This is a genomic window from Thermobifida fusca YX (assembly GCF_000012405.1).
Taxonomy (GTDB): domain Bacteria; phylum Actinomycetota; class Actinomycetes; order Streptosporangiales; family Streptosporangiaceae; genus Thermobifida; species Thermobifida fusca.
Genome location: NC_007333.1, coordinates 141,454 through 162,998 on the forward strand (window position 1 = coordinate 141,454; position 21,545 = coordinate 162,998).

General features: G+C 68.7%; 21 protein-coding genes and 1 pseudogene. 9 read left to right on the plus strand and 13 right to left on the minus strand.

Features of this window, described 5'->3' with window-relative positions:
- Nucleotides 1-325 precede the first annotated feature (325 nt).
- Genes nth through TFU_RS00595 form a run of 3 tightly spaced genes read left to right on the plus strand, consistent with a single transcriptional unit; the run spans nucleotide 326 to nucleotide 2,873 of the window.
- On the plus strand, nucleotides 326-1,000 hold the full coding sequence (gene nth, locus TFU_RS00585; RefSeq protein WP_081430380.1) for an endonuclease III: 675 nt from the start codon (nucleotides 326-328) through the stop codon (nucleotides 998-1,000).
- The gene (locus TFU_RS00590; protein ID WP_011290566.1) at nucleotides 997-1,662 is read left to right on the plus strand and encodes an NUDIX hydrolase; all 666 of its coding nucleotides are present in this window, start codon (nucleotides 997-999) and stop codon (nucleotides 1,660-1,662) included. Before nth ends, TFU_RS00590 begins: the two co-directional genes overlap by 4 nt.
- A 32-nt stretch (nucleotides 1,663-1,694) precedes the next feature.
- Nucleotides 1,695-2,873 (plus strand): MarP family serine protease, encoded by a 1,179-nt coding sequence (locus TFU_RS00595; RefSeq protein ID WP_011290567.1) that lies wholly within the window; start codon nucleotides 1,695-1,697, stop codon nucleotides 2,871-2,873.
- Nucleotides 2,874-2,972: 99 nt separating this feature from the next.
- Here TFU_RS00595 and TFU_RS00600 read toward each other — a convergent pair whose 3' ends face one another.
- On the minus strand, nucleotides 2,973-3,518 hold the full coding sequence (locus tag TFU_RS00600; protein WP_011290568.1) for an ATP-binding protein: 546 nt from the start codon (nucleotides 3,516-3,518) through the stop codon (nucleotides 2,973-2,975).
- A gap of 7 nt (nucleotides 3,519-3,525) precedes the next feature.
- On the minus strand, nucleotides 3,526-3,879 hold the full coding sequence (locus tag TFU_RS00605) for an STAS domain-containing protein (RefSeq protein ID WP_011290569.1): 354 nt from the start codon (nucleotides 3,877-3,879) through the stop codon (nucleotides 3,526-3,528).
- A gap of 222 nt (nucleotides 3,880-4,101) precedes the next feature.
- Between TFU_RS00605 and TFU_RS00610 the strand changes: the two genes are divergently transcribed.
- Nucleotides 4,102-6,387 carry a DEAD/DEAH box helicase gene (locus TFU_RS00610; protein WP_011290570.1) on the plus strand — a complete coding sequence of 762 codons (2,286 nt, stop codon included), beginning with the start codon at nucleotides 4,102-4,104 and terminating at the stop codon, nucleotides 6,385-6,387.
- 96 nt (nucleotides 6,388-6,483) lie between these two features.
- Here TFU_RS00610 and TFU_RS15645 read toward each other — a convergent pair.
- From TFU_RS15645 to TFU_RS00640, 8 genes and pseudogenes are all read right to left on the minus strand, one after another.
- Nucleotides 6,484-6,759: pseudogene (locus TFU_RS15645) on the minus strand (Rv3654c family TadE-like protein); the annotation flags it as partial.
- The gene (locus TFU_RS00615; RefSeq protein ID WP_011290571.1) at nucleotides 6,740-7,183 is read right to left on the minus strand and encodes a TadE family type IV pilus minor pilin; all 444 of its coding nucleotides are present in this window, start codon (nucleotides 7,181-7,183) and stop codon (nucleotides 6,740-6,742) included. The pseudogene TFU_RS15645 and the gene TFU_RS00615, both read right to left, overlap by 20 nt.
- A 4-nt stretch (nucleotides 7,184-7,187) precedes the next feature.
- A complete protein-coding gene (locus tag TFU_RS15650; RefSeq protein WP_011290572.1) occupies nucleotides 7,188-7,394 on the minus strand; it encodes a DUF4244 domain-containing protein in 207 nt (68 codons plus the stop codon).
- 134 nt (nucleotides 7,395-7,528) lie between these two features.
- Nucleotides 7,529-8,269, minus strand: a complete 741-nt coding sequence (locus tag TFU_RS00620) for a type II secretion system F family protein (protein WP_011290573.1) — start codon at nucleotides 8,267-8,269, stop codon at nucleotides 7,529-7,531.
- A gap of 12 nt (nucleotides 8,270-8,281) precedes the next feature.
- Entirely contained in the window at nucleotides 8,282-9,034 is a 753-nt protein-coding gene (locus TFU_RS00625) for a type II secretion system F family protein (RefSeq protein WP_011290574.1), read from the minus strand.
- Nucleotides 9,035-9,036: 2 nt separating this feature from the next.
- Nucleotides 9,037-10,233, minus strand: a complete 1,197-nt coding sequence (locus TFU_RS00630; RefSeq protein WP_011290575.1) for a TadA family conjugal transfer-associated ATPase — start codon at nucleotides 10,231-10,233, stop codon at nucleotides 9,037-9,039.
- A complete protein-coding gene (gene ssd, locus TFU_RS00635; RefSeq protein ID WP_011290576.1) occupies nucleotides 10,230-11,324 on the minus strand; it encodes a septum site-determining protein Ssd in 1,095 nt (364 codons plus the stop codon). Before ssd ends, TFU_RS00630 begins: the two co-directional genes overlap by 4 nt.
- A gap of 724 nt (nucleotides 11,325-12,048) precedes the next feature.
- A complete protein-coding gene (locus tag TFU_RS00640) occupies nucleotides 12,049-12,834 on the minus strand; it encodes a Fic family protein (RefSeq protein WP_049755009.1) in 786 nt (261 codons plus the stop codon).
- 205 nt (nucleotides 12,835-13,039) lie between these two features.
- Between TFU_RS00640 and TFU_RS00645 the strand changes: the two genes are divergently transcribed.
- The 5 genes from TFU_RS00645 to TFU_RS00665 all read left to right on the plus strand — a co-directional run bounded on the left by TFU_RS00645 (nucleotide 13,040) and on the right by TFU_RS00665 (nucleotide 18,509).
- Nucleotides 13,040-13,474: a phage holin family protein gene (locus TFU_RS00645; protein WP_169803314.1), complete on the plus strand. Its 435-nt coding sequence runs from the start codon at nucleotides 13,040-13,042 to the stop codon at nucleotides 13,472-13,474.
- Nucleotides 13,471-14,406, plus strand: coding sequence for an alpha/beta fold hydrolase (locus tag TFU_RS00650; protein WP_011290579.1), 936 nt, complete (start codon nucleotides 13,471-13,473; stop codon nucleotides 14,404-14,406). Before TFU_RS00645 ends, TFU_RS00650 begins: the two co-directional genes overlap by 4 nt.
- A complete protein-coding gene (locus TFU_RS00655; RefSeq protein WP_011290580.1) occupies nucleotides 14,387-14,884 on the plus strand; it encodes a DUF309 domain-containing protein in 498 nt (165 codons plus the stop codon). The genes TFU_RS00650 and TFU_RS00655 overlap by 20 nt, the downstream gene beginning before the upstream one ends.
- A 572-nt stretch (nucleotides 14,885-15,456) precedes the next feature.
- Nucleotides 15,457-17,811 (plus strand): sodium-translocating pyrophosphatase, encoded by a 2,355-nt coding sequence (locus TFU_RS00660; protein WP_016188027.1) that lies wholly within the window; start codon nucleotides 15,457-15,459, stop codon nucleotides 17,809-17,811.
- A gap of 224 nt (nucleotides 17,812-18,035) precedes the next feature.
- The gene (locus TFU_RS00665; RefSeq protein WP_011290582.1) at nucleotides 18,036-18,509 is read left to right on the plus strand and encodes a SixA phosphatase family protein; all 474 of its coding nucleotides are present in this window, start codon (nucleotides 18,036-18,038) and stop codon (nucleotides 18,507-18,509) included.
- Between the two features lie 24 nt (nucleotides 18,510-18,533).
- Here TFU_RS00665 and serB read toward each other — a convergent pair whose 3' ends face one another.
- The 3 genes from serB to TFU_RS00680 all read right to left on the minus strand — a co-directional run bounded on the left by serB (nucleotide 18,534) and on the right by TFU_RS00680 (nucleotide 21,189).
- Nucleotides 18,534-19,763 (minus strand): phosphoserine phosphatase SerB, encoded by a 1,230-nt coding sequence (serB, locus tag TFU_RS00670; RefSeq protein ID WP_227480977.1) that lies wholly within the window; start codon nucleotides 19,761-19,763, stop codon nucleotides 18,534-18,536.
- A 161-nt stretch (nucleotides 19,764-19,924) separates the two neighbouring features.
- A complete protein-coding gene (locus TFU_RS00675; protein WP_011290584.1) occupies nucleotides 19,925-20,539 on the minus strand; it encodes a DUF1707 SHOCT-like domain-containing protein in 615 nt (204 codons plus the stop codon).
- Between the two features lie 29 nt (nucleotides 20,540-20,568).
- Nucleotides 20,569-21,189 carry a DUF1707 SHOCT-like domain-containing protein gene (locus tag TFU_RS00680; protein ID WP_011290585.1) on the minus strand — a complete coding sequence of 207 codons (621 nt, stop codon included), beginning with the start codon at nucleotides 21,187-21,189 and terminating at the stop codon, nucleotides 20,569-20,571.
- Nucleotides 21,190-21,545 lie beyond the last annotated feature (356 nt).

The window sequence follows — 21,545 nt, forward strand, 5'->3', positions numbered from 1 at the left end:
TCGCACAAGCTGTGAAACCGGCGTGTTCCCTGGTGGACCCCACCGGGGGTACGAGCAGCTCGTCACAGCCGACGTCAGCACTTCGATCCTAGTTGTTTCTCGAGGGCGTGGCTGCGGACTCCGCTGGAGTGCCGGGAGGAAACCGCGGATAACACAGCCTGAGGCTGTCGCGGAATCCCGCGCTGACCGGGCACGAAGCAGAAAAGATACGTAGGCTGGAACAGTGTCCCGCAACGTATACACTGCTTCCTCCTCCCCCGGTGCTAGCGGCGACGCGTCCGCAGCGGAGCGCGACACGCCCACGGGTGAGACTCGCCTCGCTTTGATGAGACGTTCCCGACAAATCAACCGGGAATTGGCGCGAATGTATCCCGACGCGCACTGTGAGCTTGATTTCACTACCCCCCTCGAACTCCTGGTAGCCACCATCCTGTCGGCCCAGTGCACGGACCGGAGGGTCAACAAGGTGACCCCCGTGTTGTTCGCCCGCTACCGCTCTGCAGCCGACTATGCTTCGGCCAACCAGGAGGAGCTCGAAAACATCATCCGCTCCACTGGCTTCTACCGCACCAAGGCGCGCAACATCATCGCGCTTGGCCAGCGGTTGTGCGACGAACACGGCGGAGAAGTTCCCGACCGGTTGGAAGACTTGGTGAAACTGCCGGGTGTGGGCCGCAAGACCGCCAACGTGGTGCTGGGCAACGCCTTCGGTGTTCCCGGCCTCACCGTCGACACCCACTTCGGACGGCTTGTGCGCCGCTTCGGGATGACCCGGCAGACCGACCCGGTGAAAGTGGAACAGGAGATCGCTGCCCTGTTCCCGCCCGAGGAGTGGACGATGCTATCCCACCGGCTCATCTGGCACGGGCGCCGAGTCTGCCATGCCCGCCGCCCCGCGTGCGGTGCCTGCGAACTCCAGCACCTGTGCCCCTCCTACGGTGAAGGACCGGTGGACGAGGAGACCGCGCGGCGGCTGGTACGGACGGGGCCGTTCTCATGAGACCGCAGATCACTACTCCGGAATGGCTGCTGTCACTGACCGAGGCCGCGAAGCGGATGCCGGTGCCCGTCGAGATGCGGCCCCCAGCTTCCGGTGGGCGCAGCTCCGCGGTCCTGCTGCTGTTCGGGGAAGGCGAAGCCGGGCCCGACGTACTCCTCATCCAACGCAACACGGGGCTGCGGCGCCACTCGGGGCAGCCCGCCTTCCCCGGAGGGGCGCTCGAACCGCAGGACGCCGGGCCAGTGGACTGTGCCCTGCGGGAAGCCGAAGAGGAAACGGGGGTGGTCCGCGACGGAGTCCACGTGCTCGGCACCCTGCCGGAGTTCTACATTCCTCCCACAGGGTTCCGCGTCACCCCTGTGCTGGCGTGGTGGCACACCCCTTCTGAAGTGCGTGCCGTCGACACAGACGAAGTCGCCTCGGTGACCCGTGTCCCCATCGCAGAGCTCGCCGACCCGGCCAACCGGGTGCGTACAGTGCTGTCCAACGGGCGCACCGGCCCGGCGTTCCGGGTGCGCGGCATGCTGGTGTGGGGATTCACCGCTGGGATACTGGATCGTCTGCTCGTGTTGGGCGGGTGGGAACGGCCGTGGCGTGACCAGAATGTGGAAGTCATCGACGTGTTCCGACCCGTGGCCCGAGACGGTGGCGGCACACCTTAAAACAACCTTGGGGACAGCGGAGAGGAGCGGGTGTGCTGGACGCGATCCTCGTCGTGCTCATTATCGTCTTCGCGATCTCGGGCTACCGGCAGGGGTTCATTGTCGGAGTCCTGAGTTTTGTGGGCTTCATCGGCGGGGGAGTCCTGGCTGCGCTCGGCGCGCCTCCGGTCATCCAAGCGTTCGTCCCCAACCCCACGCAGCAGGCGCTCATCGCGATCGCGATGGTGTTCCTGTTCGCCGCGCTCGGCCAGTTCTTCACTTCCTATCTGGGCGCGCTCATCCGCAACCGGGTCACGTGGAACTCGGCGCGGATCCTCGACGCCATGGGCGGGGCCCTGGTGAGCACCCTGTCGGTGCTGCTGGTGTCCTGGCTGGTGGGGAGCGCCGTCGCTAACTCGATGATTCCTCTGGTCACCGAGCAGGTGCAGAATTCGCGGATCCTGCGGACGGTGGACCGGGTCATGCCTGATCCGGCGCAGACCTGGTTTTCCACCTTCCACAGGATCGTCGACCAGAGCGCTTTCCCGCAGGTCTTCAGCGGGTTGGGCACCAGCGAGCCCGCGGAGGTCGCGGAACCCGACCCGTCGGTGCTCAACACTGAAGAGCTGCGGCGGGCAAGCCAGAGCGTCGTCAAAGTGCTGGGGAACGCGCCCTCCTGCCAGCGTCGGGTCGAAGGCACCGGGTTCGTCTACGCGCACGAGCGTGTCATGACGAACGCGCACGTGGTGGCCGGGGTGGAAGAGGAGCTGCGGATCGTCACCCGGGACGGTACCCAGTACGAGGCGATCGTGGTCCTCTACGACCCCCAACAGGATCTTGCGGTGCTCGCCGTGCCCGGTCTCGACTTGGAGCCGCTGGAATTCGAAATGCAGGCGAAGAAAGGCGACGACGCGGTCGTCGCCGGTTTCCCCCGGGACAGCGGGTTCACCGTGGTCCCCGCCCGGATCCGCGCCGAGCAGACCGCACGGGGACCCGACTTCTACCACTCCCAGCAGGTGAGCCGGGAAATCTACCAGGTGCGCGCGGTGATCCAGCCGGGAAACTCTGGGGGGCCGCTGCTCTCACCCCGGGGAACCGTGTACGGGGTGGTGTTCGCGGCCGCCACCAATGACGAAGAAACCGGTTACGTGTTGACCGCAGAAGAGGTTGCCGCGAACGCGGAAGCGGGAATCCGCGCTACCACGCCGGTGTCCACTCAGGAATGCGACTAGGCGCACCGCTGCCATGGCGGATTTGTGTGGTGCTTGAGGGGACGGGGGAAGGAATTACGGGCGTCTCACCATGAGACGCCCGTGGACGTGCGGAAGGCGTCAGTCGAGTCCATGCGCCTCGGAGATGTCCGCCTCGTTACTGGCCAACGGCCAGCTCATGCGGATCACCGTGCCGTTCTCGCTGGGTTCGATACTCACCTCGTCAGCCAAACCGCGGATGACGGCAAGGCCGACATCAGGTGACAATCCGCCGAACCCGCCTGAGGTGAGGGATTCACCGAGCGAAGCGTGCGGCCCGCCCTCGAAACCGTTGAACGCTGGAGCGCCGTTCTCCTTGGCTGGGGCGTGGTCGGAAACGACCACTTCGAAGCGGCCGGAACGGCTGCCGTTGATCCGATCGGGACCTGAGGGGCCACCGGGTCCCGTCGGGCCGGAACTGTCGATCAACTCCAGCTTGATCGGCTGGTCGGGGCAGTGGGTGCGATGAGCCTCCACGGCGCGGGAGCACGCCTCGCCCACGGCCAGGCGAATCTCGTCGAGGGTCGACTCGCTGACACCCGCCCGCCGGGCCACGGCCGTAGCCATGAGCCTGGCGGTGCGGACATGCGCGGGCAGCGCGCTAATCGTGAGTTGGACAACCGCCATCGTTGGCTTACGACTGCTTCGACTTGCGCTTGTCGATGGCCTCCTGCACCGACTCGTAGATACCGAAGACCTTGGTCAGACCGGTGATCCGGAAGATCTTCAGGATCCGCTCCTGGGTGCAGACCAAGTCCAGGGTGCCGTCGTGGGCCCGCACGCGCTTGAGACCGCCCACAAGCACACCGAGCCCGGTCGAGTCGAGGAACTCCACCTTCTCCATGTTGACGATGAGGTGGTGGTGGCCCTTGTTCACCAGGTCGATGAGGAGCTCTCGCAGGCGAGGCGCCGTATAGACGTCGATTTCCCCTTCGACGACGACGACCTCGGTGTCGTCTTGGGTGTGGTGATCAAGCTTCAAGTCCACTGGTCCTCCAGCACCGAACAGCGAAAACTCGCGAGGGATCCTCTGCCGGGCGTTACCCTCTTCGGACGAAATTCAATCACGCCAGGCTGTTGTATCTATGGCAAAGTCAAGAAAACCACGCCGTAGCGCCAGTCGTACCCCCAGATGTCACACTGAAATCGTTCAGCTATCAACTGCGGTCCCGAATAACCAAGGCGCACGATCCTGTGGAGGGTGTCGGGTGTGAACCGTTGGGAGCCGGTTCTCCAACGGCTGCGGCGTGACCATACCCGCACCGCGCAGGTGACCCATGTGGAAAGCCTGACGAATAGTCCCGGGGTGAGGGAGAACTGGCCGGGCTGGGCGTCGCCTGCGGTGGTGGAACGCATGGTCAAGTCAGGTGTAGCGAAGCCCTGGTCGCACCAGGTGCGGGCAGCGAACCTGGCTCACAGTGGCAGCAATGTGATCATAGCCACTGGCATCTCTTCCGGGAAGTCGTTGGGTTTTCTGCTGCCGTGCACCGCGGCGATCGCCGAGGGCGGCAGCGTGCTCTACCTGGCTCCCACCAAAGCACTCGCCGCCGACCAGGAGCGCAAACTCGCGGAGCTGGCGCTGCCCGGGGTGCGGGCTGCCGTCTACGACGGCGACACCCCGATGGAAGAACGGTCCTGGGCCCGGGCGCACGCCAACTACGTGCTGACCAACCCTGACATGCTGCACCGTTCGATCGTGGCGCGCCACCCGGTCTGGGCGGGGTTTCTGCGCCGGCTCAGCTATGTCGTGGTGGATGAGGCCCACCACTATCGGGGAGTGTTCGGGTCGCATGTCGCGCAGATCCTGCGGCGGCTGCGGCGGGTGTGCGGCTGCTACGGTGCCGAGCCGCGGTTCATCCTGGCGTCGGCGACCACGGCGACGCCGGCGGAGACAGCGCAGCAGCTCACCGGGCTTCCCGTGGTCGCGGTCACCGGGGACGGTTCGGCGCGCGCCTCGCTGCGGTTCGCTCTCGTGGAGCCGGAGCTGACGGAGAAGACCGGGGAGCAGGGGGCGCCCCTGCGGCGCACGGCGACAGCGGTCGCCGCGGAACTGTTGGCTGACCTGGTGTCCCATGAGGTGTCCACTCTGGTGTTCGTGCGGTCCCGGCAGGCGGCTGAACTGGTTGCGCTGGCGGCGCAGCGGGCACTGGCCGATGCGGGGCGCCCAGAGCTGGCCCGGCGCGTAGCCGCGTACCGGGGCGGCTACCTGGCTGAGGACCGGCGGCGGCTGGAGCAGCGCCTGCGGTCCGGGGAGCTGCTGGGACTGGCCACCACCAACGCGCTTGAGTTGGGGGTGGACGTGAGCGGACTGGACGCTGTGGTGCTCGCCGGCTGGCCGGGGACGCGGGCCTCGCTGTGGCAGCAGGCCGGGCGGGCCGGCCGGAGCGGCCGTGACGCGTTGGCCGTGTTCGTCGCACGGGACGATCCGCTCGACACCTACCTGGTCCACCATCCCGACGCGATCTTCGGGCAGGACGTGGAAGCGACGGTCCTGGACCCGGACAACCCCTATGTGCTCGCCCCGCACTTGTGTGCCGCAGCCGAGGAACTTCCGCTCGCCCCGGAAGAACTGCCGATCTTCGGTCCGAACGCGTCCGATGTGGTTGCCGAGCTGGTGGGCCGAGGGCTGCTGCGCCGCCGCCCTCGAGGCTGGTTTTGGACGCGTCGGGAACGGGCCTCCACCTTGGCCGATATCCGGGGGTCGGGCGGGGCGCCGGTCCAGATCGTGGACGAAGACAGCGGCGTGCTGCTGGGCTCCGTGGACGAGGCCACGGCGAGCTCGGCCGTGCATCCCGGCGCGGTCTACCTGCACCAAGGGTTCAGCTATGTGGTCTCCGCGTTGGACTTGGAGAGCGGAATCGCCTTGGTGCGCGGCGAAGACCCCGGCTACAGCACCTGGGCGCGGGAGGTCACCCACATCGACATCCTCACCACCGCGCGCGAGGAGCGGTGGGGGGAAGCCACAGTGTGCTTCGGGAAAGTGCGGGTGGCCCGCCAAGTGGTGAGCTATCTGAGACGCGACCTGCGCACCGGGGCGGTCCTGGACGAGCGTCCGCTGGAACTGCCGGAGCGGGTCCTGGAGTCGCAGGCGGTGTGGTGGACGGTCGGTCCGGACGCTGAGGAACGGCTGCGGGACGAAGGGGTGGAGCTGCGCGGCGCCGCCCACGCAGCCGAGCACGCGTCGATCGGCCTGCTGCCGCTGTTCGCCACCTGCGACCGGTGGGATATCGGCGGGGTGTCCACTGCGCTGCACCCCGACACCGGGCTGCTCACCGTCTTCGTCTACGACGGGCACGAGGGAGGCGCAGGGTTCGCGGAACGCGGCTACGCCGCTGCGCGGGACTGGTTGCGCGCCACACGGGACGCGATCGCGGCCTGCGAGTGCGCTACCGGGTGCCCGTCCTGCATCCAATCGCCCAAATGCGGTAACGGCAACGAGCCGCTCAGCAAGCCGGGAGCGGTCCGGCTCCTGGACGCGCTGCTGGAAGCGGCCTAGCCAGGCCGGGGATACAGCCTTGTGCTCTGCGCCGACCGGACCAGCCCGGGAGACTGCGGTGAGCTGCGCTGGTCCTATACGGCCCGGCACCGCTACGGTGACCGTAACAGTCAGCCCAGACACGGTGCAGTCGACCAGCCGGGCCTGGTTCGCGTGCGCAGTGCGGCGGGCCACCGCGCAGGCCCGGTCGGCCCCCGAGGCGGCCTGCTCCGCCCCGGCGAGGGCGGCGAGGTCAGCGGCGGCAGCAGCCCGGTGCCGGTCCACGCGTACGCTCGCCACCACGACGATTGCGACTACGCACGCCCAGACCAGCATGGCGAAGGTGAGCACCCACACGGTGCCGGAGCCGCGATCAAGGGCTGGAGGGCGCATCAGCACTCCTCACCGCTAGAGCATCCACCTCGGGTTCCGCGGGGATCGCGGCGGTGCCGCTGACCCGCACTGTCGGAGGCAGCCCGGGGATGATCCGGACCGGGGCAGTGACCTCTACCCGGGCGAAACCTTCCGCCATGGACAGTTCCGCCGTGGCCTCCGGGGGACCGGCCTGGGCGACAAGGGAGCGGACGACTGCCTCGTCGTCGCCGCGCGCGAGCGCGCGGGCCCCCACCCGGGCAGCGTCCACGCACGCCACGTGGGCTGCTGCGGCGTGGACACAGCAGAGCGCGACGCCCAGCAGCAGCGCCAGCCCGGGGAGCACCACCGCGGTTTCCGCGGTCACCGCTCCCCGGTCCCGGAACAGGGCACTGGTGCCCTGGCGTGCCGGGGCTGTGGGACGGGCCGTGGGAGGGCGGCGCATCGGCTCAACCACCCATCCCGAGAGCGTCGATGACCATGCGGGTGAGGGCGGTGCGGAGCTCAGCGCTGGTCAGAATGGCGTAGAGGACCGCGGCGAACGCGCAGGCCGCCACAGTGACGAGGGCGTATTCGGATGTGGCCATTCCGGTGTCGCGGCCGCGGCCAGCGGACCGAAGAAGACAGCGGAGCAGCAGAACAGGAGCAGCAGACACAGGAACCTCCGTACAAGGCGAGGGCGTAACAGCCCGACACAGCGTTTAGCGTGGCCGGGCGATACGGGGCGTGCGGCGGGGGAAGACGCGGCTGTGGATAACTCGAGACCGGCGCTGGTAAGGCCGCTGGGCGGTCAGGGAAGGACCAGACCAGACACGAGGCCCGCGGCCAGGGGCACCACGCCGAGGAGGACGAACGCGGGCAGAAAGCACACACCCAGGGGGATGACGACGGCTACCCCGGTGCGGTGGGCCAGCTCGAGGGCTGTCGCGCGGGCGGTACGGCGGCAGTCGGCGGCGTGGGACTCCACCACGTCGGCCAGTGGGGCGCCAGTGTGGCTTGCCCGGGCCAGGGCCCGGCCTACCGCGGCCAGCTCTGCGGGGGCGTGCAGACTCTGCCAGGCGCGCGCCGGATCGGCGCCGAGCCGTAACTGCCGGGCCACCCCGTCCAGCGCGGTACCGAGCGGCCCGCCGAGAGCCTGGGCTACCGCCGCCACCATGTCGGTGGGGTGTGCTCCCGCGCGCAGCCCGGCCGCCAACAGGTCCAGGGCCAGGGGCAGCACGGCCGTGATCTCCGTGTCCCGCCCGGCGGACGGTGGGGACGCTGCGGCCCGTTTCCGCCGCCACACCACGAACCCGGCGAGGAGTGCGCTCCCGAACAAGCCGAGTCCTGCCCCGCCCAGCGCCCAGCAGGCCGCGAGTACGGCAGCAGCGGCGAGCATGCGGGGAAGCCGGGGCAGAAGCCGGGGTGGGCGGCGTAGGGCAGGGGCCGACAAGGCGGCGAGCCGCCGTTCTGCGGGCGACCGGCCGTCTCCGACCGCGAGCGCGCCCGTTCCAGCGGCCAGCGCGATGACAGCGACATCGAGACCCGTCACAGGTGCCTCCGTTCACATTCCCGCGGTGCGCAGCACTCGGTGGACGAGACGCCGGGTCCACCACACGCCCGCGGCGTTGAGCGCGATCCCGGCGCACAGGCAGCCCCATCCGAGCGGTGTGGTGAACAAGAAGAGGAGGGGAGCACCACCCAGCGCACTCGCCATCAGCAGCCCGGCAATGGGAAGCCCGGCGAGCAGCACCGCGGTGGTGCGTGGTCCCGCAAGGTGGATGTCGAGTTCACGGTGGAGCGCATCCTGGTGTGCCAGCGCGTCCGCGAGGCGTTCCACGACCGCCGCTACACCGGTGCCGGACGAGGCAGCGACCTGCCAGCACACCGCGAGGCTCGCCCATGCCGTGCCGCCGGGACGGCGGGACGCAGCCCGCAGCGCAGGCACCGGGTCGTGTCCCGCTTCAGCGAGCACTGCTGCTTCGGCGAGTTCCGCCGCGATGAGCGGGTCAGCGCCGCGGAGTGCGGCGGCGAGCGCCTTCCCCGGGGAGCTGCCGCAGCGGAGCTCCGCGGCGATAGCCCGGCACACGTCAGCGCAGCCGCGCAGGCGGCGGCGCGCCAGCAGCCCGGGGCGGTGCGTCAAACGGCGCCGCACCACTGCTGCCAGGGCACGCAGTGAAGGACGCGGAGCGCGAGCGGTAGTGAGCGCCCGCAACCGGAGTTCGGCGGCGGACGGCAGTACCCACACCACGGCGCAGCCCAGCCAGCCGGCCGTCCACACCACCATCCCGTAGCGGGCGATCCCGTCGGCGAGCATGGTCACTGCCCCCTCCCCGGCGGTACAGCGATCCGGTCGCACAATTCGGGGAACGCGGTGTCGTGCACCAGGTCGCCGTGCGCGGTGAAGGTGACCGCCGGTACCGCTGCCACCAGGCCGTCGCACCCGCGGCGCAGAACGCACACTTGGGCGACGCGGCGTGGCCCGCTGGGCGGGCGGACCAGGTGGACGACGAGTGCGCGGGTGGCGGCGAGCTGGCTGTGCACGGCTTCGCGGCTCAACCCGGCCGCGCACCCCAGTGCTTCGATACGGGCGGGGACGTCGGCTGCGGTATTGGCGTGCAGGGTCCCCGCGCTGCCTTCCTGGCCCGTGTTGAGGGCGTGCAGCAAGGAGACGACTTCGGGGCCGCGCACTTCGCCGACGATGAGCCGGTCGGGGCGCATCCGCAGTGCTTGGCGGACGAGTTCGTGGAGTTCCACTCCGCCGCGCCCTTCGATGTTGGGTGGACGCGACTGCAATCGGACCACGTGGGGGTGGTCGGGGCGGAGCTCGGCAGCGTCTTCGACCAGCACCAGCCGCTCGGTGGGAGCGGCAAGGGACAGCAGGGTGGACAGCAGCGTGGTCTTCCCGGTGCCGGTGCCGCCGGAGATGAGGAAAGCGCACCGGGAGGCCACGAGGGAATGCAGCAGAGCCGCCCCTGCCGGGGGAAGCGTGCCCAAGGAAACCAGTTCCGGAAGGGAGAACACGCGGTGGCGGGGCAGCCGCAGCGACAGCCGGGGACCTTCCGGGGACACCGGGGGCAGGACCGCGTGCAGCCGCGCCCCGGAGGGGAGCTGGGCGTCCACCCACGGTTCCGCCGCATCCAAGCGGCGGCCGGCCTGGGCTGCCAGCCGTTGCGCTAGGCGGCGCACCGCGTCGTCGTCGGGGAAGCCAATGTCGTTGACGCGGCGCAGCCCGGTGCCGTCGTCCACCCAGATCTCGTGCGGGCCGTTGACCAGGATGTCGGTGATGTCCGGGGCGGCGAGCAAGGGTTCCAACGGTCCGGCACCGGTGAGGTCGGCGCGGAGGAGCCGGGAGAGCGCCAGCACTTCGGCGTCGCCCAGGGTGGTGTCTTCCGCGCGGACTGCGGCGGCTACCGCGGCGGGGGTCGGTTCCACCGACTCGCGCATGAGCCGGGTGCGGACTGCTTCGAGCAGTCGCGCCACCGCTGTTCCGGAAAGGGAAAGTTGGCTGCTCATGCCGACCGGACCCGTTCCGGGCACAGGTGGGCGACGAATGCTTCGCTGAACGCGACGAGAGGGGACCGGGTGCGGCGCGTGGGCAGTTCCCCTTGGTCGAGGAGGCGGGGCAGTTCAGTGTCGTCGGGGAGGTCTCCGGCGAGGGGCAGTTTGAGCGAGGACGCCACCGATTCCGCGGACAGGATGTCGGGGGTTGCGCCGCGGACCACCAGCCGCAGGTCCGCAACGGAGTCCCGGAGGGCGGGCAGCAGCCGTTCCGCGGCCACGACGGCAGACACTTCAGCGGGGAGGATCATCAGGGCGACCGTGGTGCGGCGCAGTACTTCTTCCGCAGCGGCGTCGAGGGCCCGGGGCAGGTCAACGACCAGCATCTGGCATCCCCGGGTAGCGGCGTGGAGCACGGTGCGCATGGCTTGTGGGGGAATCGGGGCGTACGGGCCGTGCCGGGTCCAGGTCACCACGGGAAGACCGTGGATGTGGGGCAGCGAGTCGCGGAGTGCTGGCCAGAGCATGCGTCCCTGTCGGTTGCTGAACTCCTCCCAGCGGGATCCGGGCACGTGCTCGGCACCCAGCAGGATGTCGAGTCCTCCGCCGAGCGGATCGGCGTCGACCAGTGCGGTGCGCAGTCCGGCACGGTGCCCGGCGAGCGCGAGTGCCGCGGCGAGCAGGCTTGCTCCGGCCCCGCCCCGGCCGCCGATCACGGAGACGACCAGGGCTTCTTCCCCGGCATGGTCGGTGGATTCGGTGAGGAGCGCCACCAGCTGCTGTTCTGCATCGGGTAGGACGAGAACGTCTCGGGCGCCGATCCGCATGGCGTCGGGGTAGACGCTGAAGTCCAGGGCCGGGGAGAGGGGGGTGCGGCTGACCACGACCGCGTGCGCATGCCGGGGCGGTTCGGCGCGGGCGAGCACGCCCACCAGGTCGGTGCCGACGACGACGAGAGGTGCCTGCGCCCAGTAGCGGCTGCTCCGTGCCGCAGAGGAGACCACGGTGACGTCGACGTTGGCTGCGGCAGCGAGGCGGAGCAGGTCGTCGAGGAGCGCCGGATCGTCGGTGAGGAACAGGGGACGTGCGGAAGATGTGGACGGCATCGCGGACCTCCCAAGACAGCGGTGTGCCGGGTGTCCACGCTTCCGTAGCTGTCTGGGCGGTGCGAAGCCGAACTGTGCGAGCTGTGGATAACCACGGTTGACAAGGGTGCTGCACAGCAGTGCCGGGCCGGGAAAGCTCCGGCGTCCAAGGGGACGGCCCCCGCCAGGGGGGAAAGGCGGGGGCCGTCCGACGGTCCGACTCCGGGGGGAAGAGTCGGTCCCGTATCCGGTGAGGTCAATGGGGAGGGCAATCGTAGGAGTGCCGTTTCCCATGCGGGAACGGGGTGTTCTCCGCGGTCTCCAGCCGGATCGACCCTCCGAGTAATAGATAATATACGTAAAGTTATCGAGTCACTTTACCTACTTGACGAAAAAATAGCCTTCCGGCCCTTTTCCAAGCTGTCTGACCAGGCGTAGAAAGGAAGTAATCGATGGGGTCGCCCCATCGGACACGCCGCAACTGGGTACCCACGCGTCACCGCGCCGTGAGTGGCCCGTCGAGATCAGGGAACCGCCTGGTCAGACTAGCGATAATGCACGCATGTTAGCCCAGTCCGGCGTGGTATGGGCGATGCTGTGAACCTCCCACTCAGGGATGTCCCGGCATCGCCCTTGTTGCGTGTTTTTTGCCGTTTTTCCGGATTGTTGCCGTTGATGCCACGGTGCTACCGCGCTGTTTCCTTTTCGTTGCTGCGGTTGCCGGTACGCAGCGTCCCCCACCGGTTTAGCGTCGGGTCGTGGCGCGCCGGATGGCTTCACAGGTGGCAAGCGAGTCGCGTGCCCCTTCCATGACCGCTTGTGCGCAGTGCACTACCCACCCCGCCACACCCTCCGGGGTCCCGGTCATATAGCCGCGCAGCGCAGCAGCGTAGTGCTCACGGCGCTGCTCGTGCCCCAACTGGGTAGGGACCAGCGAGTTGGGGTCCAGGCCGCGCGCCATCAAGGTCAACCGTTCCGCGGCGCGCGCGACGATGCCGTCCCCCCAGCCGAAGGGGCGCAGCGCCAGCAGTTCCCCGTGCACGATCGCGCCGACCACCACGGCAGGCGCCTCGGTCCGCGCAGTGAGCAGGGAAGTCAACGCCTCCAGCCGGGCGATGACTTCGGACGCGGGCGGCGGCGAGCCCAGCTCGAGGGGATCGGTCACGTCGTCCCCGTCGCGGCGGGGACGGCCCAGCGCTTCGGGCGCGACCACGTCGGAGGCGGCCAGGACGTGCAGGCGGGCCAGGACCTGGCGGGGCGCCTTAGACCAGGTCTCCACCAGCAGCCCGAGCTCCCCGGAGACCCGCACCGACCCCCGCACCCGGGGATCGTCGCTCTCCCCGAAGCGCACCTGCTCGAGGGAGACGTCGGCTCCTTCCAGCACGGCTGAGGCACGGGCCCCGCGCAGAGCCGCTTCCATGGAGACGTCGCTGCCGCGGCGGCGCAGCACCCGTTGCCCGATCAGCATGTCAACGAGGCTGCGGGTTTCATCGACCGCGCGAGCGACCTCGGGAATTTCGGCGATCCGCATCAGAGGATCGGTCGGCACAGCGTTCACGTTATGCACCCTACGCCGAGGTGGTGCCGGGGCGCGCGACCGGGGGAGTCCTAGAGCGGTGCCGGCCGCGGGCGCACGCCATGGGGACACACGCCGCGCACCCGCACGGTAGCGGACTGGCCGCAGGGAACTATGCAAGGATTCCCCAGAGATGTGTCCGATGGAAGGAGCCGCCGCGGTGTCCAAAACCAACACGGGTGGCCGGAAGCCGGTGGACGTCGACGCGCCCCGGCGTTCACTGGGAGAACTCACCTCTGAGGTGACCGGTCACCTCAGCCATCTGGTGAGCCTGCAGCTTGAACTTGCTCGGACGGAGCTGGCCGCGGACGTCCGCCGGGTCGTCCAAGGGACCGCGCTGGTCATCACCGCTGCCTTGGTCGCGCACCTGATCCTCATTCTGGCTTCGATGACGATCGCGTTCGCGTTGATCGCGTTCGGTCTGCCTGGATGGCTGGCCTTCTTGATCGTTACCCTTGTGTACACGCTGGTGGCGGTCATCCTCGGGATCGTCGGTGTGCGCTCCTACAAGAAGATCCGCGGGATGCCGCGGTCGAAGGAGACCTTCGACAAGACCAAGGCCGTACTGCGTCGCGAACATACCGCGCAACAGTGATTCACAGGATCAGCAACGTTCCCGACGAGTCTGCGGTTCTGATCGAGGGTCCATGGACCCATCGGCTGGTCAGCGCCGGAGGGATCCGGTTCCACGTGGTGGAGGCCGGAACGGGGCCGCTGGTCGTGCTGCTCCACGGTTTTCCGCAGTTCTGGTGGGCGTGGGAGCAGCAGATCACCGCGCTTTCTGCAGCGGGCTACTGCGCGGTCGCCGTTGATCTGCGCGGCTATGGTGCGAGCGACAAGCCGCCCCGCGGATACGACCTGTTCACTGCGGCTTCGGATATCGCCGGGCTGATCCGGGTGCTGGGGGAGGCCGATGCGGCCGTGGTCGGGCACGGCCTGGGCGGCCTGATCGGTTGGACGATGAGTGTGTGCCACCCCCGTGCAGTCCGGCGGCTGGTCGCCTTGTCGGCGCCTCATCCGGTGCAGTTGGCTACGGCGACTGTGGCGCACTGGCACCGGGCCCGCGGCCTGTGGGAGCTGCTCGGCCTGCAGGTGCCGATGCTGCCGGAACGCCGCCTGGTCGCCCGCAACGCGCAGGCAGTGGCCGAGGCGCTGCGTGCCTGGTCGTGCTCGGGTTGGCCGGATGCGCAGACGGAGCAGCGTTTCCGGGAAGCGTTCCAGATCCCCTTGGTGGCCCACTGCTCGGTGGAGTATCACCGGTGGCTGTTCCGGTCCCGGTTCCGCCCGGACGGCTATCGTTACCTGCAACGCATGCGTGAGCCCAGTCCGGTCCCCACGCTGTACGTGCACGGTGTTGCGGACCCCCTCATCCTGCCTGCGGCAGCGCACGGACTGGAGCGGCACGTACGCGCGCCCTACCGGTTGCGGTTGGTGGAGGGCGCGGGGCACTTCCCTCACCAGGAACGCCCCGACCAGGTGAATGCACTGCTTGTGGAGTGGCTTTCCGATGACGCAGCACAGACGTGACCGGGACCGTAGAGCAGACGGCCGGGCGCAGAACCAGCGGCCCCGGGACCGGTACGGGCGTCCGCTGCCGTATGGGGCTCCAGGGGTGCCGCGGGTGCCCGACGACGCGGAGTTCTCCCCCACTGAAGGGCTGCGGGAGGCCCAGCGGCTGCTGGACGAGGGGTACGCCTTCCACGCCCACGAGGTGCTGGAGGCGGTGTGGAAGTCGGTGGACGGCCCGCAACGGGAGCTGTGGCGCGGACTGGCCCAGGTCGCGGTGGGGGTGACGCATGCGCAGCGCGGGAACACTGTGGGGGCGGCCCGCCTGCTGCGCCGGGGAGCGGACCGGGTGGCCGAGTACGGCGCGGAGGCGCCCCACGGGGTGGATGCGCTGGGGGTGGCCGCCTGTGCGCGGGCGATGGCTGATCGGATCGAAGCTGGCAGGGCGGCCGAAGTTGATCCGGCAGAGCTGCGGCTGGTCCGGGCTGCTGGAGGGTGACGGGCCAGGGCTCGGACTGCGACCGTAGCGCGGGCTGGGCGCAGCGCGGCGCCCAGCGGTGTTCCGCGGGTGGGGGACCGGGCTGGGGATGCCCGGGCGGATCTTTCCCGAGGAGGCTCCCGCGTGCGGTGGCGTGGCGGGCAGCGTGCAGCGAATCGTGCGTTCCGTGATTGCTGTGCCGCTGGGTGATCGCGCCGCGGGGATGCCTTGAGCGCCGTGGCGCATGCGCTCCATGCGTTATTTGTTGCGTTTTGTCATTTTTTGCGAAAAAAGCGACAAAAGAGAAGTTTGTTCTCTCTGTTGGGTGAATGTCGCATTTTTTGGGGTGTTGTCGGACCGCAAACCCCAAGGTTTTCTCGAAAACCTCCTTTGGGACCTCACATTTCCGGGTAACGATGCGTAGACTCCCGGCACATCGAATCCGTTAATACAACGGAAACGATGGGGATTTTCCCGACCATGGAGGCACCGGCAAGACCCCGCCTGACGTGCTGGAGGGCGACCCGTCCGGAAAGCCCTGGACGGCGGAGCGAGCACCCGGGCGGGGCCCTGCCCGTCTGGAGGAGGACGGATTGACCGGGCTCAACCTTGCCGCTGACAGCGGCGCCGAGCTCGCTCTGCTCGGTATGGATCTCACGCTCGTCATCGTGGTTCTCGCGGTGGCACTGCTCGCGCTGGCTGTTGCCGGGACCCTCGTGCGTGAGGTTCTCGCCGCAAGCCAAGGCACAGAGCGCATGCAGAATATCGCACGAGCGGTCCAAGAAGGCGCGGCTGCCTATCTCAAACGCCAATTCCGCACCCTCGCGGTCTTTGTCATTATCATTCCCCTGCTGCTTCTCCTGTTGCCCGCAGACACGGAAGCCGTCCGCTGGGGACGCTCCATCTTCTTCGCGATCGGCGCGCTCTTCTCCGCGATGACCGGGTTCCTCGGCATGTGGCTCGCCGTGCGCGGCAACCTCCGCGTCGCCGCGGCCGCCCGCGCCGGAGAAGCACGAGCTGCCATGCGGATCGCCTTCCGCACCGGCGGTGTCGCCGGCATGTTCACCGTCGGCCTCGGCCTGCTCGGCGCAGCTCTCGTAGTCCTCATCTACCGGGCCGACGCCCCGATCGTCCTGGAAGGCTTCGGGTTCGGCGCGGCCCTGCTCGCCATGTTCATGCGGGTCGGCGGCGGAATCTTCACCAAGGCGGCTGACGTCGGCGCCGACCTGGTAGGCAAAGTCGAACACCACATCCCCGAAGACGACCCCCGCAATGCCGCCACTATCGCGGACAACGTGGGCGACAACGTCGGCGACTGCGCGGGCATGGCCGCCGACCTGTTCGAGTCGTACGCGGTGGTCCTCGTCGCCTCCCTCGTCCTGGGCCGGGTCGCCTTCGGCACGGAAGGACTCGTCTTCCCGCTCCTCGTGCCCATGATCGGGGTCATCACCGCGATCATCGGGATCTTCGTGGTCTCCCCCCGCGCCCGCGACGCCAACGCCATGGCGGCGATCAACCGCGGGTTCTTCATCTCAGCGGTCATCTCCGCCGTCCTCGTCGTGGGAGCAGCCCTGCTCTACCTGCCCGACACCTTCGCGGAACTGGAGGGCGTCCCCGCAGATATCGCTGCCTTGGACGGCAACCCGCAGCTCATCGCGATCGGCGCGGTACTCATCGGCCTCCTGCTCGCCGCAGCCATCCAGCTGCTCACCGGCTACTTCACCGAAACCAACCGCCCGCCGGTACGGGAAATCGGGGAGAGCTCCCGCAGCGGACCGGCGACCGTGGTCCTCGCCGGCGTGTCCGTGGGACTGGAGTCTGCCGTCTATTCGGCGCTGCTCATCGCCGGAGCCGTCTACGCGGCGTTCCTCCTGGGCGGCGGCAACATCACCGTCAGCCTGTTCGCTGTGGCCCTCGCCGGAACCGGCCTGCTGACCACCGTCGGAGTCATCGTGGCCATGGACACGTTCGGCCCGGTCGCAGACAACGCGCAAGGCATCGCCGAAATGTCCGGGGACGTGGAAGGCTCCGGGGCTGAGGTGCTCAACAGCCTGGACGCGGTGGGGAACACCACCAAGGCGATCACCAAGGGCATTGCGATCGCCACCGCGGTACTCGCCGCGACCGCGCTCTTCGGCGCCTTCCGCACCGCGGTCGAAGCGGAACTGGGCGCCACGGAGTTCAGCCTCTCCGTGGACCAGCCGGACGTGCTCGTAGGCGTGATCATCGGAGCGGCCGTCGTCTTCCTGTTCTCCGGGCTGGCCATTATGGCGGTGGGCCGTGCTGCGGGCCGCGTCGTCCACGAAGTCCGCGAACAGTTCCGGACCCGGCCGGGGATCATGGACGGCACGGAGAAACCCGAATACGGCCGAGTCGTCGACATCTGCACGCGCGACTCGCTACGGGAGCTCATCACTCCCGGACTGCTCGCGGTCCTCACCCCCATCGCGCTCGGCTTCGCCCTCGGCTACGCCCCGCTCGGCGCGTTCCTCGGCGGCGGTATCGCGGCGGGCGCCCTCATGGCGGTCTTCCTTGCCAACTCCGGCGGTGCCTGGGACAACGCGAAGAAACTCGTCGAAGACGGGCACTACGGCGGCAAAGGCTCTGAAGCGCACGAGGCCACCGTCATCGGCGACACCATCGGCGACCCCTTCAAGGACACCGCGGGCCCGGCCATCAACCCGCTGCTCAAGGTGATGAACCTGGTGGCGCTGCTCATTGCGCCGAGCGTGGTCATCTACGCCGACAACCTCGCCCTGCGGCTCGGCATCACCGTGGCCTCCGTGGCGCTGCTCGTCGGCGTCATCGTGTGGAGCAAGCGGCGCAGCACGGACGGCAGCTTCGCCGCTGAGGCCACCAAGACGCAGCCGGAGGCGCCGGCAGCCGACCAGGGCGCCGCCAAGGAGGAGCCGGTCAGCCAGGGCGGAGGCGCATCCTCCCAGGAGTGACCGGCGGCTGTCCGCCAGAAGAAAACCCGTCGCGCCGGGAAGCACGCGGCTCCCCTTCCCGGCGCGACGCCCGTGGAACCCGGCAACCTTCCGGGTGGTCTGGGCACCGTACTCGACCCATGGCAGACTGACGGCATGAGCGGTATGAGAGGGCTCGCCGTCATCGTCGGCGTGATGGTGGCATTCATCGCCCTACTAGCCATCGTGGCGACGGTGATCACGTCATGAGCCGCCGGTTGGTCGTTCTCCGCCACGCCCAAGCCGAACATTCCGCGTCTCTTGCTGACGTCGACCGCCCCCTCACCCAGGAAGGACGCCAGCAGGCCAGGATGGTGGGCGAACGCCTCGCCCGGGAAGGTCTGCTCCCCGACCACGTCCTCTGCTCCACCGCCCGGCGCACCCGGCAGACGTGGGACCTGGTCGCGGAACAACTGCCGTGCGAGCCCGAAGTGGACTTCGACGCAGAGCTGTACACCGCAGACGTGGACACCGCGCTGCAGCTGGTCAGCTACGTCGACCCCCAGGTGCGCACCCTGCTCGTGGTCGGCCACAATCCGACGATGGCGCAGCTCGCCGCCGCGTTCGACAGCGAATCCGGGTACCTGTCCTTTCCTCCCGCCTCGGTGGCGGTGGTCGACCTGGACGTCGACTGGCTCTACATCGCTCCGGGAACCGGGCGGCTGCGGCTCGTAATGTGACCGAGCCGTCCCGCGTCCCTGCGGTCAGGCGTAGCTGCCCCGTTCCGCGGCTTCCACTTCCTCCCGGGAGATCCCCAGCAGGAAGAGCACCGTGTCGAGGTAGGGCACGTTCACCGACGTGTCGGCCTGGGCACGGACCACCGGTTTGGCGTTGAACGCCACCCCGAGCCCGGCGACCCGGAGCATGTCGAGGTCGTTCGCGCCGTCGCCGATCGCCACGGTCTGGCTGAGCGGCACCCCCGCCTCCGCGGCGAACCGCTCCAGGGCCGCGGCCTTGCCTTTCCGGTCGATGATCGGTCCGACCAGCGAACCGGTGAGCTTGCCGTCGACGATTTCGAGGACGTTGGCCGCCGAGTAGTCGATGCCGAGCTCTTCCACCAGGTAGTCGGTGAGCTGGGTGAAGCCGCCGCTGACGATGGCGCACTCGTAGCCGAGGAATTTGAGGGTGCGGATCAGGGTGCGCGCTCCCGGGGTGAGCGTCATCTTCTCGCGCACTTCTTCCAGGATGCTCGCGTCCAGCCCTTTCAGCAGGGCGACGCGCCGCCGCAGCGACTCCTCGAAGTCCAGTTCACCGCGCATCGCCTCCTCGGTGATCCGGGCGACCTCGTCCCCGCAGCCCGCGTACTGGGCGAGCAGTTCGATGACCTCGCACTGGATGAGCGTGGAGTCGACGTCCATCACCACCAGGTGCTTGGACCGCCGGTGGAGGCCGCTCGTCTGCACGGCCACGTCCACCGACTGGGTGGCGGCCTCCAACGCCAGGTCGGTGCGGAGCTGTTCCAGGTTGCCCCCGGTCAAGGAGAGGGAGAGCGCGGTCACCGGGTAGCTGGCCAAGCGTTCGATACGGTCGATGTTGGCTCCTGCCCGTGCCACACAGGAAGCGATGGCGCCGACCGCGCCTGGACGCAGCGGGTCCCCCATGATCGTGACGTCGAGGCGGGTCCCCGTGCAGGGGCGCACCCGCTCGCCGTCGACCATGAAGTCGACGTCCATGTCCATATCGACCGCGACTTTGGAAACCGCCGAGCGGATCTCCTCGAACAGGCGCTCTTTGCGGACCCCGGGGGCAACGCGTTCGTCGGCCGACAGCAAAGCGCCCAGGAGCAGACGCCCACCAATGACAACCTGCTCCAAGTCGGTGATGGTGACCGGGAAGACCGACAAGGTGCTCAGCAGTCGAGCGCTGATGCCCGGACGATCTTTACCGGTGACCGTCACCAGCAGGGTTTCAGGCACGGAATTCGCGAGAGTCATGACGGCTCTAAAGGTACTCTGCTGGACCACAGTGGCGTAGACCAGGGCACCCCAGTCCCGGGCGGGCACACTCTGTTACCCGACGTGGGACCCTTCACCGGCCGACAGTACTGTGCTCCACATCACGTACCACGGAGAGCCGCAGCGGATCCGCGCCGCGGTCACCTGCACTTCTGGCCGGGGCGCTGTTCCAGCACCTGGATGCCACCCATCAGGCAGGTCCCGGTGATCCGGATCGTCGGGGCGCTCGGATCAGTGACGCTGTCCACCTTACTGAGGTCCACTCCGCCCAGGAAGACATTGGCCTGGTTGACCACCCGCACGCCGGGCGGCACGATGATCCGCAGCCCGCCGAAGATCACCGCGCACTGGAAGACGACTTCGCGCTGGGCGAGCACCGCCTCCCGCAGGTCCAGGTCCACCCCACCGCACAGGATGGACACGGTGGTGTGCGGCTCCACCAGCCAGCGTCCCGCACGCTCCACCCCGCCGAAGACCGCGGAAATCGCTTCTTTCCCCCGGCTTTGCGCGGCCAGTTGCTGCGCCTCCGCGGAGGACAGCGACGGGTCCGTCCCCGAAGCAGGCGACGCGCCGAGCGATGAGGGAAGGTCGCGGGTGATTTCGGCGAGTTCCCCCACAGTGGTCGCCCGGTACACCCGGTCCAACCGTTCGTCGAGTTCCTCGTGGTTGATGCGGCCTTCCGCAAGCGCGTTGCGGAGCACTTCGGCGCTGCGCTCGCGGTCCGCGTCAGAGGCGCGGAGACGTTCCAGGTCCATGGTGGAGCTCCTCACAGCAGCAGACGGCGTCAACGCATCCATGGCAGCTTCCTCTTCCCAAGAGTGCGTGTCCGGACTTTGACTGAGCTGAACATCACGCTTCCCCGCAGGCGGATCGTGGGCGCGTTGACCGTGACCGCCGAGTCCGTTTTCTTCAAGTCGACGTCACCGAAGATCGGTGTGGTTTCGTTGACGATCCGCACCCCGGGAGGAACCGTCAGTTTCAGCGAGCCGAAAACCAGCCCGCACTGGATGACCACCTCACGCTGGGACAGGACTGCTTCGCGCAAGTCCAGCGCGATCTCTCCGAACAGGGTCGACGTGTTGGTGCGCGGTTCCACGAGCCAGCGTCCGCTGCGCTTCGCGGAGCCGAACACGGCGACGATGTTCTCCGCACCGGTGCTGGAGGCCCGGAGCTCCTCGGCTTCGGAGAGCGTCGGGGCAGGGCCCAGATCGGCGATGAGCGGCTGCAAATCCCCCAAGGTTGTGGCGGTGGAGAGAGCGTCGAGCCGTTCAGCGTGCTCTTCTGCGGTCAGCCTCCCGTCGACGAAGGCCTCGCCGAGGAGTTGGGCCACGCGGTCCCGGTCGGCGTCGGAGGCACGGCGCCGCTCCGGGGGCAGTGCGTGCGAGTGGTTGGCGGCGTTTCCCATGGTCACGATTATTTGTCTTCGACGGCGGGAGCGAATCGGGAGACAACCCTGAGGTGTCCCGGAGTTTCACACGCGGACACCCTGAGACCGCCCGGCATTACGCGGGGCGAGAATACGGGTGCGGGGCGCTGCCGGGATGGGGACGCGGGACGGGGAGACCCGCCGGAGTCGCAGTCGAGGCCTTGCGCGCTGCCGGACGACCGTGGTGGCGGCCAGGGCAGCGCCGAGCGGGACGGAAGCGTCCGGGCACGCTGACTGGGGGCGCCCCGCAGGCGCAGGGCGGCGGGCGTTCACGCGGCCGTCACCCCCGTCTGGAAGGGTGGTCGCTGCGGGCGGGTGGAATCGGGGGCGACCGG